The sequence below is a fragment of the Candidatus Binataceae bacterium genome (genome assembly GCA_035650475.1).
Classification (GTDB): domain Bacteria; phylum Desulfobacterota; class Binatia; order Binatales; family Binataceae; genus JAKAVN01.
The window spans coordinates 162,884-177,674 of record DASRHP010000009.1; the positions used below are offsets into that span (position 1 = coordinate 162,884).

General features: G+C 69.1%; 12 protein-coding genes. 4 read left to right on the plus strand and 8 right to left on the minus strand.

Annotation, left to right across the window (positions count from 1 at the left end; translation table 11 throughout):
* Window positions 1-185: 185 nt before the first annotated feature.
* The 8 genes from VFB33_07010 to VFB33_07045 all read right to left on the minus strand — a co-directional run bounded on the left by VFB33_07010 (window position 186) and on the right by VFB33_07045 (window position 10,032).
* Window positions 186-1,601, minus strand: coding sequence for a DUF2330 domain-containing protein (locus VFB33_07010; GenBank protein HZO81430.1), 1,416 nt, complete (start codon window positions 1,599-1,601; stop codon window positions 186-188).
* A complete protein-coding gene (locus tag VFB33_07015) occupies window positions 1,525-2,493 on the minus strand; it encodes an RnfABCDGE type electron transport complex subunit D (GenBank protein ID HZO81431.1) in 969 nt (322 codons plus the stop codon). Before VFB33_07015 ends, VFB33_07010 begins: the two co-directional genes overlap by 77 nt.
* A 113-nt stretch (window positions 2,494-2,606) precedes the next feature.
* Window positions 2,607-4,433: a hypothetical protein gene (locus VFB33_07020; GenBank protein ID HZO81432.1), complete on the minus strand. Its 1,827-nt coding sequence runs from the start codon at window positions 4,431-4,433 to the stop codon at window positions 2,607-2,609.
* 59 nt (window positions 4,434-4,492) lie between these two features.
* Entirely contained in the window at window positions 4,493-5,356 is an 864-nt protein-coding gene (locus VFB33_07025) for a sigma-70 family RNA polymerase sigma factor (GenBank protein ID HZO81433.1), read from the minus strand.
* 98 nt (window positions 5,357-5,454) lie between these two features.
* The gene (locus tag VFB33_07030; GenBank protein HZO81434.1) at window positions 5,455-6,987 is read right to left on the minus strand and encodes a YifB family Mg chelatase-like AAA ATPase; all 1,533 of its coding nucleotides are present in this window, start codon (window positions 6,985-6,987) and stop codon (window positions 5,455-5,457) included.
* Between the two features lie 374 nt (window positions 6,988-7,361).
* Window positions 7,362-8,564 (minus strand): CoA transferase, encoded by a 1,203-nt coding sequence (locus VFB33_07035; GenBank protein HZO81435.1) that lies wholly within the window; start codon window positions 8,562-8,564, stop codon window positions 7,362-7,364.
* Window positions 8,565-8,575: 11 nt separating this feature from the next.
* A complete protein-coding gene (locus tag VFB33_07040; GenBank protein HZO81436.1) occupies window positions 8,576-9,781 on the minus strand; it encodes a CoA transferase in 1,206 nt (401 codons plus the stop codon).
* On the minus strand, window positions 9,778-10,032 hold the full coding sequence (locus tag VFB33_07045; GenBank protein ID HZO81437.1) for a hypothetical protein: 255 nt from the start codon (window positions 10,030-10,032) through the stop codon (window positions 9,778-9,780). The genes VFB33_07040 and VFB33_07045 overlap by 4 nt, the downstream gene beginning before the upstream one ends.
* A gap of 238 nt (window positions 10,033-10,270) precedes the next feature.
* On the opposite strand from VFB33_07045, the gene VFB33_07050 reads away from it, so the two are divergent.
* From VFB33_07050 to VFB33_07065, 4 genes are all read left to right on the plus strand, one after another.
* A complete protein-coding gene (locus tag VFB33_07050) occupies window positions 10,271-10,933 on the plus strand; it encodes a YIP1 family protein (protein HZO81438.1) in 663 nt (220 codons plus the stop codon).
* Window positions 10,934-11,161: 228 nt separating this feature from the next.
* Window positions 11,162-12,475 (plus strand): CoA transferase, encoded by a 1,314-nt coding sequence (locus VFB33_07055; GenBank protein ID HZO81439.1) that lies wholly within the window; start codon window positions 11,162-11,164, stop codon window positions 12,473-12,475.
* Complete coding sequence (locus VFB33_07060) at window positions 12,472-13,740, plus strand: CoA transferase (GenBank protein ID HZO81440.1); 1,269 nt, start codon at window positions 12,472-12,474, stop codon at window positions 13,738-13,740. Before VFB33_07055 ends, VFB33_07060 begins: the two co-directional genes overlap by 4 nt.
* Before the next feature lie 20 nt (window positions 13,741-13,760).
* Window positions 13,761-14,594 (plus strand): dienelactone hydrolase family protein, encoded by an 834-nt coding sequence (locus tag VFB33_07065; protein ID HZO81441.1) that lies wholly within the window; start codon window positions 13,761-13,763, stop codon window positions 14,592-14,594.
* The last annotated feature ends 197 nt before the right edge of the window (window positions 14,595-14,791 follow it).

Here is a 14,791-nt window from a genome sequence, read left to right on the forward strand (position 1 = left end):
CATGTCAACCAATTCCCGCACCCTGACGGTTCCTCGCGGGCCGCAGGCGAGCGTGTCATCGAACGTGGTTCTATTCGGATAACTGTCAGCCCCCGCATGGCGCTCGATTCCGGGCGGAAGAGAGTCGGCCCGACACCTCAACGGGGCCGGGCTCGACAGCGATTAACGCTCCGCGCGCGGCGTACCTAGTTCGGCGCCGCGCCCCACAAGCCCTGCCACCATGGCGCCGGGCGGGCATCGGGGCGCAGCCCGGCGCGACGGAGCACGTCCGCAAGGTCCCATCCGGTCAAATCGGCGAGCGCGGCGGCGTCGGTGGAGCGGCGGCTGTGCAGCGCCGCGAAGTAGGCGGCCGCGGCAGGGCAGGCGTCGGGAGCTCCTGTCCACGGATGGCGGGTAACGTAGCGGGCCTGGAAATTCTGCTGGTCCTGCGTGGTTTGAAAGACCAGGTCCTCGGGGAACGTCGCCGCCGAGTAGCGGATATGCAGCCGGGTCAGAATCACCTGCGCTGGCGCCGCCGCGGGCATCGGATAACCGGGAATGTAGGCGGGCTGGGGGAAAGGCGCCGCTGGACCTTGCGCTCCGCTGTCGAGCCAGAAGACGCCGAGCTGGCGCAGCTCCTCGCGGCCAAGCGGCGGCGCCGCGCACGGATCGCACCAATTCATGTTCCATACGTACTCGGTAAACACCGTGCGCATCCGGTCGCGCTTGACTTGTTCATCAAACATCGCTTGGTAGAACTTGCCGAACTCGCCCTGCACGAACTCCGGCAGATCCATCCCGCTCGGCACCCTGACCGTACGGTAGTTGGTGCTCTCGACCCGCCCCTCGCGCGTGATCGCGTACACGACAAGGTCCTGCGGCCCGCGCGCGTTGAGCATTCCCAGCCGAAGCGGCAGCATGAACTTCTCCGATTCGAAGGCGAACTGGATCGGGCGCAAATAGCTGAGCCCGGTGCGTTCATGCTCCTTGAGATCGACCCGCGCGACGAAGAACTTCATCCGCTGCCGGACATACGGGCGCAGCGCTTCTCCCAGTCCCTTGGGAATCCGATAGCCGCTCTGTGCCAGCCAGGTCTCGAGCCCGTCGGATTGGAGCGCCGAGAGGATCACGATGTCGTATTCGCCGACCGAGTATTGGGCTTCGACCGTCACGCCGAGCGCGCGCGCCGTGTCCTTGGCGACTCGTCCGTTGGCGCTCAGCAGCGCCTCCATGCCCGGACTCGCCGCCCCCGCCATCGGACGCATCGGCAACGGACACGGGCTGGGGTCGTAGTACTCGACCAGGCGCGGTGCGCTGTAGGCTTCGAGCCGCTGAAAGAGCTCGCGGTTGCCGATATGGATCTGGCCGCGCCGGAGCACGACCGGCACCGGGATGACGAGGGCGAACTCCGACGGCTCGCCCTGGTAGTCGTTCATCAGGCTGAGCACGGTGCGCTCGCCGTCGCGCACCATGACGACCTGGGAGGCATGGTTGTAAAGTCTGGCGTCGGCGCGTCCGACGTAAAAGCCGCAAAACGCACGCGCATTACCCGGCGCCCACAGCGCCAGCGCGCACATCGTCAGCATCGTCAGGCCGGCCGTTGTCAGTTTGCAGCGTTCCATCGGTGAGCCCTCCTGTGGATGTCCATTCGAACTTCGGCGCGGGCCATAGCGCGTCCCACACCGGCACCATCGGCGCCGCCGCGAACAGCGCCCAGATCACGGCGTTGGTGCGGAACAGGCCGAAGCCCCACGCGTAGGCGACCGCGGCGACCAGCGTGGCGTGCGCCGCGCGTCCCCTGGGATGGTCGGGCGTGGTCTTCGGATCCGAGATCATGAAGAAGGCGAACAGCAGCAGCGCGCCGCTTTGCAGCTGGTGCGCCCACACGGCCCATCGCTGGCCCAGCCATTCGAGGCGCGCGGCCAGCGCGCTCAGGTAGAAGAGCAGGAACAGCCAGCTCGTATCGGCTCGCCGCGCGCGTTCGGCGACCAGCGCGCCTAGCCCGATCAACCATCCCGCCAGCGCGACGTCGTTGCCCCATTGCCCGGGCGAAATCCACGTTCCGGGCATCAGCACAATCGCCGCCACGACGCCGAAGTTGGCCGGGTTGAAGAGATGTTTGCCGCGCGCGCGGATGAGGAACTTGGAACCGATCGCCGCGGCCGCCGCCGCCGGCATCGCCCACAGATTGTCCGCGCGCAGGAGCAGGCTCACGCTGAGCGAGGTGATGATCGCGCTGCGCAGCGTGCGCCCGCGCGTCGCCGCAAACGCGTCGAGAGCGCGTTGGGCGCCGACTCCCGCCGCGAACGTAAGCAGGACCTGCGCCGGGCGCAGGCTGAAGTCGCGCAGCCACGCGCCCGCGGCGAGTAGCGCCCCGAGCGCGGCAATCTGGAGCAGGCGCGGATCGTCAGGCAAAGCCGCATGAAGCCGGCGCGCGGCCACGCTCGGAAACGACGACGAGCCGCACACGGTGTCGGCAGCCGCAGTTGGCGAAAGGCGTATCGCTCCGGCCATGCTCGCGTTCCTCGACAGATGGAACGGAGTAGGCGGTAGTCCTTTGCGATCTTTGTGGCGGGCCTGCGGCCTCCGGCGCGATTTGGCCGCCGGAGGCCGCGCTCAGCGGCGGCTTACTCCAGGCGCTGCCATGCGCCGGCTTCGCTCTCGCCCTCCTGCCAGTTGCTGCCGCCGTCGAAGGTACTGTACTGCTTGCCGTCGCTGGCGACGACCGTCGCGACGTCGGCGCTGGCGGCCTTGACCTGCACCAGGTCGGCGCTGGTGGGCGATTTGATCTGTGTCCAGTGGACGCCGTCGGTCGTGAGCAGCACCGTGCCGCGGCGGCCGACCGCCCAACACACGGCGCTGGAGGGCGCCGCGCCCGCAAGCAGGTCGTTGTCGGTGCCGCTCGCCTCGCGTATCCAACTGGTGCGATCGGTCGAGCGGTAGATGATCCCGAAATCTTGGAGCGCCCAGTACACCGTATGGTCTGGCGCGGCGACCAGAACCGAGCGCGGCGGCTTGGGGATTCCCGGCGCGACGGCGGCGACCACCGGTGCGACCGTAACCGCGCTGGCGACGACAGGGTTTGCCGTCGCGGCGGCGCTCGGCTGCGATGGCGCAGGACTGCCGCCCGGCGCCGCGTGCGCCGCCGGCGCTGCGCTGCCGTGCTGCGGGGTCAGCGCTCCGCTGGCGGGCGCGGCTGCAGTGGCCGAGGCGGCGCCAGCGGCGGCCTGCATCTGTTCCGAGGTCGGCGCGGACTTCGACGCGAGCCGGGGACGGGTCGACGCCGTCGCAGCGAGCGACTGTGGCGCCGACCCAACTGCTTGCGGTGCGCTGGCGATCGTCTGAGCCTGCTGCGCCGACTGCGGATAGGTCTTCTTCGACTTCTTCGCCCCCGCCTGGGCTTGCTTCGCAGCGGATTTGTCCTTTGCCGGCGCCTTGGCCGGACGTCCAGGCTCCAGGGCGTGAGTCGGACCTTCGTGGGACGGGGCAGCCGATTCTGCCGTCGCTCGAGAGGCTGTTTGAGGCTCGTGCTCGGCGAGTTGGGCAGACGCGATCGCCGCGGCGCCTGTCGCTGCGGCCGGCGCGGTTTGATCGGCGGGCGGCGGCGGTGCGGGTTCGGTCGTTGCGGGCGGCGATGGCGGCGTCACCTGTGGCGGTTGCGTAACGGCCGATGGCGCGGGTTTCTCAGCAGCCGCCCGCGGCTGGGATGGCTCGGCCGGGGCTTGTTCGCCCTGGAACAGCGGATTCGCGTATACGGTCTGCGGCGCAGAGGGCGGCGGCGCGGAGGCCTCACCGCCCGTGCTCGCTTCACCGGATTCGCCCGCCTGCATCGGCGCGGAGGCCGGCGGTCGGGGCATGGCCGGTTCGGCGCGCTCGTCGCGTGAGGTTTGCGCTTCGCCTTGAGGTTCGTTCAGCGCCAACTCGTTATCATCAACCGTGGAAGGGGCCGATTGCGCGCGATGGCGATGGTGGCGGGCTCTGCCCTTGGACGCGGCGATTTGGACCGCTTCGCGCTCCACACTTCCGCGGCGCATCTGGACGTCGGCGAGGATCACCACTGCGAGCATCGCGGCGCACGCCGTCGCCAGTCCGGCGATTCGCCATACGCGGCCGCGGCGAGTCGCCAGCGCTGCCGCGGGTGGGGGTCGGAGCCTGTGCGGGGCCGCGCCGTCGGGCTCGACGAGTTCAGCCTCGGCCACGCGCGCGGCCGACTCGGGCGAGAGCTCGACGACCGGCGTCGCGCGCATCAGCGCGGCGAGCGTCTCCTGGCATCTCGCGCAGGCGGCCAGATGGGATTCGCAGCGCGCGCGTTCGACCCGGTTGAGCGCGTACTCGTAGTAGGCGGCGATCTGTTCGGGAGTCAGGCAGTCGGGCCCGGCCGGCTTGCGCGAGGCGCCCAGCGCGAGCTTGACCGCGATCTCGAACCGCTGCTCGATGTCATTGTCCAGCGCCAAACCGCTTCTCCATACAACCGCGCCGCACGTAGGTCAAAGATTGCGCTGGGTGCGGCGCTCTACTCCGATTCCGAAAGTGCGCGGCCGAGGTCGAATGGCCACTGCTCGGCGGCGTAATCATAGCACAGCCGGATTTGTTCCTCGTTGAGGTTCTGCTCGCGGCGCAGGCGGCGCTCGACCTCGCGCTTGAGCGCCGAGCGCGTGCGCTCGAGCGCGCGCGAGACGGTCGAGGGATGTTCGGCGAGCAGGCGGCCGACCTCGCCCAGGGTCATGTTCTCCAGATAATAGTAGCTCAGCCGCAGGCGCTCGCGCGGTTCGATCGTCGCCAGCGCGGCGGTCAGCGCCGCGCTCAGCGCGTTGAGGTAGCGCGCGCGGTCGGGATCGGGCGGATCGCCGTCGGTGGCGGGCTCGGCCGGGCGCTCCTCGAGCGGGCGCAGACGCTGGGCCGCGCGCGCCGAATCGACGAAGCGCTGGGCGAGCACCGCGCGCAGCCAGGTCGCCAAGGCGCTGCGTCCGCCGAAGTAGGCGAGCAGCGAGCGGCGCTCGCCGTCGCGAGCCTCCAGCCCGTAAAGCTCGGCCCACAGCGAGTCGGCCAGCTCCCCGGCGCGCGCCTCGTCATGGGTGAGCGCCCGCGCGGCGGCGTACAGGCCCGGCCGATAGGCGGCGATGAAGCGCTCCCAGGCGCGCTCGTTGCCGCGCGCGCATGCGCGGGCGAGCGCGAAGTCCTCAGCGCGCAGGGCCTCAAGGTACTGGTCGATCGCGGCCGGTTCTGCATCGGCGTCCCATGCGCGCGCGCTGGCATAAAGCGCCGCCGCAAGCTCGGCCTCGTCCAGGCCAAGTTCGACGCAGCGGCCGCGCCGGTAGAAGCGCGCGATTGCCTGCGCGTGCGCGGTGCGGAATTCGGTCAGCGACCCGGTCGCCATCACGAGTCCGCCGCGCCTCCGGGCGGCTGGGCGGTCCATCGAGATATAGCGGAAAAAGAGACCATAAAGACAGGCGGGCGAACGGAGCCCGCGGCGGTTCATAGCGCGGCGCGGTCGAGCGAGCGATACTGGATCGCCTCGCTGACATGCGGGGCCTGGATCGGACCGCCGCCGTCGAGGTCGGCAATCGTGCGCGCGACCTTGAGGATTCGAGTGTAAGCGCGCGCGCTCAGCCCCAGGCGGTTGATCGCCAACTCGAGCAGGCGCTCGCCGGCCGCTTCGACCTGGCAATGGGCATGCAGTTCGCGCGCCCCCATCTGCGCGTTGCAGAAGATCCGGGTGCCGGCTAAGCGCGTGAGCTGGACCTGGCGCGCTCGGTTGACTCGCTCGCGAATAGCCCCGGAGGTTTCGCCCGGCGTGCGCGCGGTCAGCTCGCGATATTTGACCGCGGGGACCTCGACGTGGATGTCGATGCGGTCGAGCAGGGGGCCTGAAATCCGCGAGCGGTAGCGCTGGATCATCAGGGGCGAGCAGGTGCACTCGTGCTGGGTGTCGGTATAGAAGCCGCACGGGCACGGATTCATCGCCGCCACCAGCATCACGCTTGCCGGAAATGTCACGGTACCCATCACGCGCGCAATCGTTATCCGATGGTCCTCCAAGGGCTGGCGCAGGACCTCGAGCACGTTCTTGCGGAACTCGGGCAGTTCGTCGAGAAAGAGCACGCCGTGGTGGGCGAGGCTGACCTCGCCCGGACGCGGCACCGGCCCGCCGCCGATCAGACCGGCATCGGAAATCGTGTGATGCGGTGAGCGGAAAGGGCGCGTCGCGATCAGCGCCCGCCCGTCCATCAGCCCCGCCACGCTGTGTACCTTGGAGGTCTCGATAGCCTCCTCGAAGCTCATCGCGGGCAGGATCGTGGGCAGTCGCTTGGCCAGCATCGTCTTGCCCGAGCCCGGCGGACCCACCATCAGGACGTTGTGCCCGCCGGCGGCGGCGACTTCGAGCGCGCGCTTGGCCTGCTCCTGACCGCGCACCTCGCTGAAGTCGACGTCGTAGCGGCTGGCTTCGGTGAACAGTTGCTCGACGTTGGAGGAATAGGGCTCGAGCTGGCGTAGCCCCTCGCAGAAATCGACCGTTTCGCGCAGGCTTTCGACCCCGAGGATGGCCGTGCCGTCGCCCACCACCGAGGCTTCGGCGGCGTTCTGGCGCGGCAGGATGATCCCGGCGTAACGACGGGTGCGCGCGAGCAGCGCGCTGGGCAGCGCGCCCTTGACGCCCTTGATGCGACCGTCGAGCGCGAGCTCGCCCAGAATCAGGTAGTTGCGCATGCGCTCGACGCGGAGCGCGCCGGTGCCCGCGGCCAGGATGCCGAGCGCAATCGGGAGGTCGAACGACGAGCCCTCCTTGCGGGTGTCAGCAGGCGCGAGGTTGATAGTAATCTTGCGGTTAGGAAAGTCGTAGCCCGAGTTTTTGATCGCCGCCTTGACCCGCTCCTGGGCCTCGCGCACCGCGCCCTCGGCCAGCCCCACCGTCTTGAGCGCTGGCACGCCGCCGGCGATGTCGACCTCGACTTCGACAGGGAAGGCATCTACGCCGGCAAGAGCGCTGGACAGAACGCTGGCTGGCACGCGCGACTACGAGCCTCTGCTGCGGGCGGTTAGCCGCCGCGGGGTCGGGCAGCCCCGCGCTCATATTGATGCGCGCGGGGGTGGGGGAAAAGAGCGCTGGTGCGCGGTTCGGGTCGCCGAGTTGGCTAATTTGGACGCCTGCTGAGGTATTCGGGCGCCCGCTGCGCAGAAGCATCTAGGTCGTCGATCAGTTGAGCGCATGTCCGCTTCAGCCATAGGCGACCCACGTCAGGTGACGGCGCGCGTCGCACAGTGGACGTCTTGATTGATCCGTCGCCGGTCAGAACTGCCGCGGCGTCTTTTCGGTGCTACTCAGGAGCGGCTCCGCAGTGGGTCGGATTGCGCATACCGACCATGCCCGTGGCAGGCGCGGATCAGTTCCAGACGATGCCGTCGGCAACGAGCGCTGCGCGCTCGGCGCGGCTCAGCCCCAAAAGCTCGCCCAGGATGTAGTCGTTGTCCTCGCCGACGGTGGGCGCAGCCGTACGAATCGCGCCCGGCGTGGCCGAGAGCTTCATCGGTACGCCCGGCACGCGCGTTGTGCCGCCCTCGGGCAGTTTGACTTCGGCGAAGAAGCCGCGCGCGGCAAGCTGCGCGTCGCCGGTGCAGAGATCGGCGCCGTTGAGCGCGACGCCCGCGGCGACGCCCGCCGCCTGTAGCGCCGCCATCGCGGCTTCCGCGTCCTGGGAGGCGGCCCATCGCGCGACCTGCGCGTCGAGCTCCTCGCGATTGCGCAGCCTGAGGTACAGCGTGCGAAACTTGGGATCCGCGGCCCACGGCGGATTGCCAAGCGCGGCGCGGAAGCGCTCCCACTCTGCCTGCGAGCGCACCGCGATCACAAGCCAGCGATCGTGATCGGCGCCGCGTGGGCGGCATCGGTACACTCCGTGCGGCGCCGCGGGCGCCTCCTGCGAGCGCCATCCCGGCGGCTCCTGCGTGCGGCCATTGACCGCGATGTCAAGCAGGGCGGGGCCGACCAGACTCGCCAGCGCCTCGAACTGGGAGAGGTCGACGAACTGCCCGCGCCCGGTCCGTCGGCGATGCCAGAGGGCGATCAGCGCGGCCAGCGCGCCGCTGTAGCCGCCGGCCATGTCGGCGTACGAGTAGCCGTAGCCAGCAGGCTCGCCGCGCCCGTCGGTCATCAGGCGGGTGAAGCCGGCCAGCGCCTGGAGCGTCGGCCCGTAGCTGACGTAGTTGCAGCGCGGGCCGGTATGGCCCAGCCCCGACATGCTGATGCAGATGATGTCGGGCTTGACCTTGACCAAGCTCTCGTAATCCATCCCCCATCCGCGCATCACGCGCGCTGAAAAGTTGTCCATCACCAGGTCGCTGATTGCGGCGAGCCGGCGCGCCAGCTCGACGCCGCGCGGATGGGCCATGTTGATCGCGGCCGAGCGCTTGTTGCGATGCAGCTCGCCTTGGAGACCGACGCGCCGCGGCCCGAGCACGCTCATCGCCGCGATGTCGCCGCGCTCGACCTTGATCACCTCGGCGCCCTGGTCGGCGAGAATGCGGGTCGCGACGGGCCCCGCCACCACCCAGGTGAAGTCGAGGATGCGCACGCCCTCCAGCGCCATTCGCGTCATCTTCAGATCACTCCCTCGGCGGCGAGCGCGGCGAGTTCCTGCGCGTTCATCCCGAGCTCGCCGGCGAGAATTTCGCCGGTGTGCTCGCCGACCAGCGGCGGGCGGCGCCGGATACGCCACGGCGAGCCGTTGAAAAAGTACGGCGCGCCGGGGTAGCGGAAGCTGCGGCCGAGCTCCGGATGCTCGACCTCGTGGAAATAGCCGCGCGCCCTGAGCTGCTCGTCATCGAACAGCTCTTCGGGATTGCGTACCGAAGCGTAGGGCAGGCGCAGCATCTGCGCGCGTTCGAGCAGCTCGTCGCGCGCGTAGTCCTTGACCCATTCGTCGAGCACGTCGAACAGATGCTCGGCGTCGTCGCGCCGCTTGGCGACGTCGGTCCATTCGGCGCCAGTCAGATCCTGCGCCTTGCCGTCGCCGTTGACCCATTCGACCAGCGAGGTCCAGTCGCCCAGCGTGCAATGCATGACATAGCCGTCGCGGCAGCGCCCGACGCGAAAGAAGCGGCTCCAGTGCAGCGAGCCGCGCCGCGGCTCGACCTGTCCCGCGCCGAAGTAGCCCGCCGAGACGTGCTCGACCGCCGAGGCCGCCGCCTCCTGCATACTGAGGTCAATCCACTGGCCCTCGCCGATGGCGTCGCGCGCAAACAGCGCGCACATCGTCGCGATCGCGCCGTAGTAGGAGGCGGAGTGGTAGGCCTGCAAGCCGAGCGGACGCACCGGCGCGCCGTCGGGAAAGCCGTTGACGTAGAGCATCCCGCAGAGCGCGGTCAGCACGCTGTCGTCGGCCTGCCAGTCGCGATAGGGGCCGCTCTGCCCAAACGGCGCGATCGAGCACAGGACCAGCGCCGAGTTGAGCGCGTGCAGCGCGTCCCATCCGAGGCTCATCGCCGCGAGCGCCCCCGGTTTGAAGCTTTCAACCACGACGTCGGCGCCGGCCGCGAGCCGGCGGAAGACCGCCGCGCCCTCGGGATGGGTGAGGTCGAGCGTCAGTGAACGCTTGTTGAAGTTGTAGAACCAAAAGAACAGGCTGCGGTCGCGATGCGGCCGGTCGTCAACGAACGGGCCGACTCGGCGCGCGGCGTCGCCACCGGGCGGCTCGACCTTGATCACATCGGCGCCCATGTCGGCGAGCAGGCGCGCGCACAGATGGCCCTTGAGGTCGGTCAGGTCGAGCACGCGCAGGCCGGCCAGCGCGCCCGGCGCGTTCATTTGGCGCTCCTGGCGGGCGCCCGACCCAGCCTCTTGCGCTCGAACGGGCTCAGATCGCGCGTCGGCAGGACTTCCCTCAGCAGTTCGCCCCGGGGGCCGGTGAGTTTGCCGCCGCGCGCACGAATCGTCTCGAAGGTGTCAGCATTGACCCATCGGACGCCCAGCACGCAGGGCTTGGCCTGGCCATCTTCCTCGACCGGCTCGACAGCGACGCCCGGATGGTCGAACACGGTGACTTTACGCAGTGCCATGGTCAGAGAAGGTCCGTCCGCGAGCGATGATAGGGGAGCGCGGACGCGTTTTCAAATTGCGGTGTTCGGCTAATCCCTCCTATTTCGGTTGCGGGCATCAGGGAAGGGCGAGGCATTTGCTTGAGCAGCGTTACTGCCTATCGATTTGCCTATTGCACCGTCGATAGAATATCGGCAGCGCAGGGGGACGGATGTGGTAGATGTTGCCTCAGGTCCTGCGCCTTGGGGGGGCGGAGCGATGGTCGATGCTCTGATCGGCGTCGTGCAAAATCCGTGGGTCGGGATGTGGATGAGTCCGCGGGAGACGATCCGCAGAATCGTCGATCACGACCCGACCTATCACGTGCTCACGCTGGGCGCGCTCGCGGGTGGGCTGGCGATGCTCGACGCGGCGCTCGCCGCTTCGGTCGGCACGCCGCCGGTGGTGCTGCCGGGATGGTTCATTTCTTACCTGCCGATCTGCGCGCTGCTCAGCCCGTTCGTCGGCGGGGCGCTGGGAATCGCCGCAGTGTACCTGAGCGGGTTACTGTTCCTGTGGGCGGGACGCGCGCTGGGCGGCGTGGCCGACGCGCGCGAGGTGCGCGCGGCGGCGGCCTGGGCGGGGGTACCGCAGATCTGCTTTGGGGTCGCGATGCTCGCAGCGTTGCTGGGCAACGGCGTGATGCAGGCGTTGTTCCCCTCGTTACCGCCCGCCGATCCGCGCGTGGCCGCCGAGGCGGCGAGAGAGTTTACCGCGGGCAAGGGAGTCGCGGCGCTCGTCTCGCTATGGTCGCTGGTCGCCCTTGTGCACGCGCTCGCTGAGGTGCACGGCTTCTCCGCGTGGCGCGCTCTCGGCGCGTTCATCGCGGTGCTCGCGATCTTCGCGCTACTCGCGCTGGGCTTCCACGCGGCGATTGCCTAGCGGGCGCCAACGCGCGCTGGTTGATCGACCAGCGCGCGGGCGTACCTCGCGTTCGATTTGTGTGAGCCTCAGATTGAGCAAATTCGCCGTTGATCATTGATCCGGATGCTGTGTTGGCCCTTGCGTCGCGTGGGGCAGCCCAACTGTGCTCGGCGGCCGTTTGATCCCGCGCGCCGGATGGCGCTAAGAAAGCGCTGAATCCGAAAGTGGCGCGCGCGGGGCCCGACCATGGCGGACAACAAACGGCGCTGGGCGCTCGAAGGCGTCCGGGTAATCGACCTGACCTGGCTGCTCGCCGGACCCGGCGGCACGCGGATCCTCGCAAGCCTCGGTGCCCAGGTGATTCGGGTCGAATGCCGTGAGCCGCGCGCGGTCGATTTCCTGCGCTATACGCCGCCTTTCCCGCGCAAGGACAAAAGTGCGCCGGCGCAGGACCTCGGGATGCTCGCTGGCACGCCCGCCAACGGCTTCAACCGCAGCGGCAATTTCAACAATATCAACCCGGGCAAATTCGCGATCACGCTCAACCTTAACCATCCCAAGGGACGCGACCTGCTCAGACGCCTGGTCGCCCGCGCGCACGTGCTGTGCGAGAACTTCAGCCCCGAGCGGATGGACCAGTGGGGCGTGGGATACGCCGAGCTGCGCAGGGTCAATCCGTCCCTCATCTACGTGCAGACCACCGGGATGGGCAAGGCGGGAGTGTATCGCGACTATGCCGGCTACGGGCCGACCGCCCAGGCGCTTTCGGGGCTGACCGCGATGTCGGGCCTGCCTGAGCCGCGCGAGCCGGCCGGCTGGGGGTACTCATACCTCGATCATTCGCCGGGCTATTACAGCTCGATGCTGGTGATCGCGGCGATCATGCGCCGGCGCAAAACCGGCCAGGGATGCTACATCGACCTCTCGCAGACCGAGTGCGGAATCATGCTCTCGGGCACCGCCGCGCTGGCCCATCAACTGAGCGGGCAGCCGACCGCGCGCCACGGTAATCGGATGCCGTTCGCGCCGTGGGCGCCGCACGGGGCCTACCCCTGCCGCGCCGAGGGTGATCCGGGCGACGAGTGGATCGCGATCGCCGTGCAGAACGACGATCAATGGGCGGCCCTGGTGGCCGAAATGGGCTCGCCCGTATGGGCGGCCGAAGCGCGGTTTGCCGACGCCGCCGGGCGCAAGGCCAACGAGGACGAACTGGATCGCAAGCTCGCCGCATGGACATCGACGCAGGAGCGCTACGCGCTGATGGCGCGCCTGCAAGCGCGCGGGATTCCCGCCGGTGTGGTGCAGAAGTCGGTTGACCGCTTCACGCGCGACGACCAGCTCCGCGCGCGCGGCTTCTTCGTAGCGCTGCCGCAGAGCGAGATCGGCGAGTGGCCGGTCGATGGCTTTCCAGCGCGGATGACGGCCTCGCCAGCCTTCGTGGGCGGGCTGACCGCGCGCGGCGCGCCGATGCTTGGCGAGGACAACGAGCGGATCTATCGCGAAGTCCTCGGGATCGAGTCCGCCGAGCTCGAGGCGCTCAAGGCGGAGGGCGCGGTGTGAGCGCCGGGGCCGCGCCGCTGGGCGACGCGCTCGGCGGCTTCGTCGTGCTGGAGGTCGGTGACGAGCGCGGCGAGTTCGCCGGAGTGCTGCTGGCGGGGCTGGGCGCCGAGGTTATCCGCGTCGAGCCGCCCGGCGGCGCGCCGTCGCGCCGGCTCGGCCCGTTCGCCTCCGGCGCACCCCACCCCGAGCGCAGCCTCCATTTCTGGCGCTACAACCTCAATAAGAAGAGCGTCACGCTCGACCTCGGCAATTCGGCGGCGGCGCCGGTCCTCGCGCGTGTCGCCGCGCACGCCGACGTGATTATCGACTCGGGCGAAGCGGCGGCGGTGGCGCGCCGGATGGCGGCGTACCGCGAGCTGCGCGCGGCGAGTCCGCGGCTGATCGTTTGCGCGATCACGCCGTTCGGACTCGACGGCCCCTGGCGCGATTTCAAAATGACCGACCTTACGCAGCTCGCGATGGGCGGCATCATGGCGGTGTGCGGCTACGAGCCCGGCGCCGACGGCAAGTACGACACGGCGCCGATCGCGCCCGCCGCCTGGCACGCCTACCATCTCGGCTCCGAGTACGCGGCGGTTTCGATAGCCGCGGCGCTCAACTTCCGCGAGCTCAGCGGCGAAGGACAGGAGATCGACGTCTCGATCCACGAGGCGATCAACACCTGCACCGAGTTCACGATGCCGAGCTACATTTATGCCGGCGTGGTGGTGAAGCGACAAACCGCGCGCCATGCGAGCGCCTCAATCTCGCCGCCCTGGTTGCGGCGCGCCGCCGACGGCGTTTACGTCAACGCCATAATCGCGCCGACCGACCGCGAGTTCCGCGCCTTGGTGCGCCTGCTTGACGACTGCGGCGTAACGCACGATCTGAACTCCGAGGCCTTCTCCGATCCCACCCGGCGCGGCAGGCGCGAGGCGCAGCGCGAAATTTTCGCTGCCCTGGATCGCCTGGTGGCCTCGCGCCCGGCCGAGGAGATCTTCCGGCGCGCGCAGGCGCTGGGGCTCGCGTGGGCGCCGGTGCGCCGTCCCGAGGAAAATCTCGCCGACGAACATTTCCGCCGGCGCGGCAGCTTCGCCGCGATCGCCCATCCGGAGCTCGGAGGCGACCTCCTATATCCCGCGTCGGTGGCAACCGACGGCGAGCGCCCGCATTTCAACTACCGTCGGCGCGCGCCCCGCCTGAGCGAGCATACTGGGGAAATCCTCGCGCGCGCCGGCTACGCGGCGGACGAGATCGCCGCGCTGCGCGCCGCGCGGATTATATAGCGTCGATGCGAACCGCGGCGATGAAACCTGTGTGGGGCGTCCTGGTGATCTCGGCGGCCGCCTTCGTGCTCTCGGGCGCGGCGGCCGCGCTCGGCGCGATCAAAACCGAAACCGTCATCTACCAGGAAGGTCAGGTCGAGGCGCACAGCGTCCTCGCTTACGATCAGAGCGCGGCCGGCCGCCGTCCCGGCGTGCTGGTCGTGCCGGAATGGTGGGGGCTCAACGACTACGCAAAGCGCCGCGCAGAGATGCTGGCGAAGCTCGGCTACACAGCGATGGCGGTCGATATCTACGGCGACGGCAAGACCACCGTCGATCCTAAACAGGCTGGCGCATGGTCGCACGAGCTGCGCGCCGGCGATCGCCATGAGCTGCGCGCGCGAATCGCCGCCGCCCTGGCGAAGCTCAAGAGCGAGCCGATGGTCGACCCCACCCGCACCGCCGCGATCGGCTACTGCTTCGGCGGCACCACGGTGCTCGAACTCGCGCGCAGCGGCGCCGATGTCAACGGCGTGGTCAGCTTCCATGGCGGACTCGACACGCAGAAGCCGGCGCAGCCCGGCCAAATCAAGGCGAGGATTCTCGCCTGCCACGGCGCCGACGATCCCTTCGAGCCGCCCCTCCAGGTGCAGGCCTTCGAGGACGAGATGCGCAACGCCCGGGCCGACTGGCAGCTCAACATCTACAGCGGCGCCGAGCACAGCTTCACCAATCCCGCGGCCGACAGTTTCCATATCAAGGGCGTCACGTATAACGCCGAGGCCGACCGCCGCTCATGGCGGGCGATGCGCGATTTCTTCCGGGAGATTTTCAAACCAAGGCCGCGGTCAGACGGGGCTCACGACAAGCCCTGAATCGTTGCAAGCGGATTTTTACGTTCGCTGAGCAATGACCGCTTCGCTTTGGTGCGGAGCGCATCCTGAGCCAAGCGCGCGACGCGAACGCGCTCCACGCACTCGCGCGCGGCGATATGTTACGTTAATCTCTGTGCCCGACGCGCAATTAACCACGAGATGCGGAGGAACCGGCGGCGCGTCTCCTGCCGCCGACC

Excerpts from the sequence above, each read along its gene's own strand:
- VFB33_07045 (HZO81437.1), bottom strand. The coding sequence starts at position 10,032 with ATGGCACTGCGTAAAGTCACCGTGTTCGACCATCCGGGCGTCGCTGTC.
- VFB33_07025 (HZO81433.1), bottom strand. The coding sequence starts at position 5,356 with ATGGCGACCGGGTCGCTGACCGAATTCCGCACCGCGCACGCGCAGGCA.
- VFB33_07035 (HZO81435.1), bottom strand. The coding sequence starts at position 8,564 with ATGGCGCTGGAGGGCGTGCGCATCCTCGACTTCACCTGGGTGGTGGCG.
- VFB33_07015 (HZO81431.1), bottom strand. The coding sequence starts at position 2,493 with ATGGCCGGAGCGATACGCCTTTCGCCAACTGCGGCTGCCGACACCGTG.
- VFB33_07040 (HZO81436.1), bottom strand. The coding sequence starts at position 9,781 with ATGAACGCGCCGGGCGCGCTGGCCGGCCTGCGCGTGCTCGACCTGACC.
- VFB33_07055 (HZO81439.1), top strand. The coding sequence starts at position 11,162 with ATGGCGGACAACAAACGGCGCTGGGCGCTCGAAGGCGTCCGGGTAATC.
- VFB33_07010 (HZO81430.1), bottom strand. The coding sequence starts at position 1,601 with ATGGAACGCTGCAAACTGACAACGGCCGGCCTGACGATGCTGACGATG.
- VFB33_07065 (HZO81441.1), top strand. The coding sequence starts at position 13,761 with ATGAAACCTGTGTGGGGCGTCCTGGTGATCTCGGCGGCCGCCTTCGTG.
- VFB33_07050 (HZO81438.1), top strand. The coding sequence starts at position 10,271 with ATGGTCGATGCTCTGATCGGCGTCGTGCAAAATCCGTGGGTCGGGATG.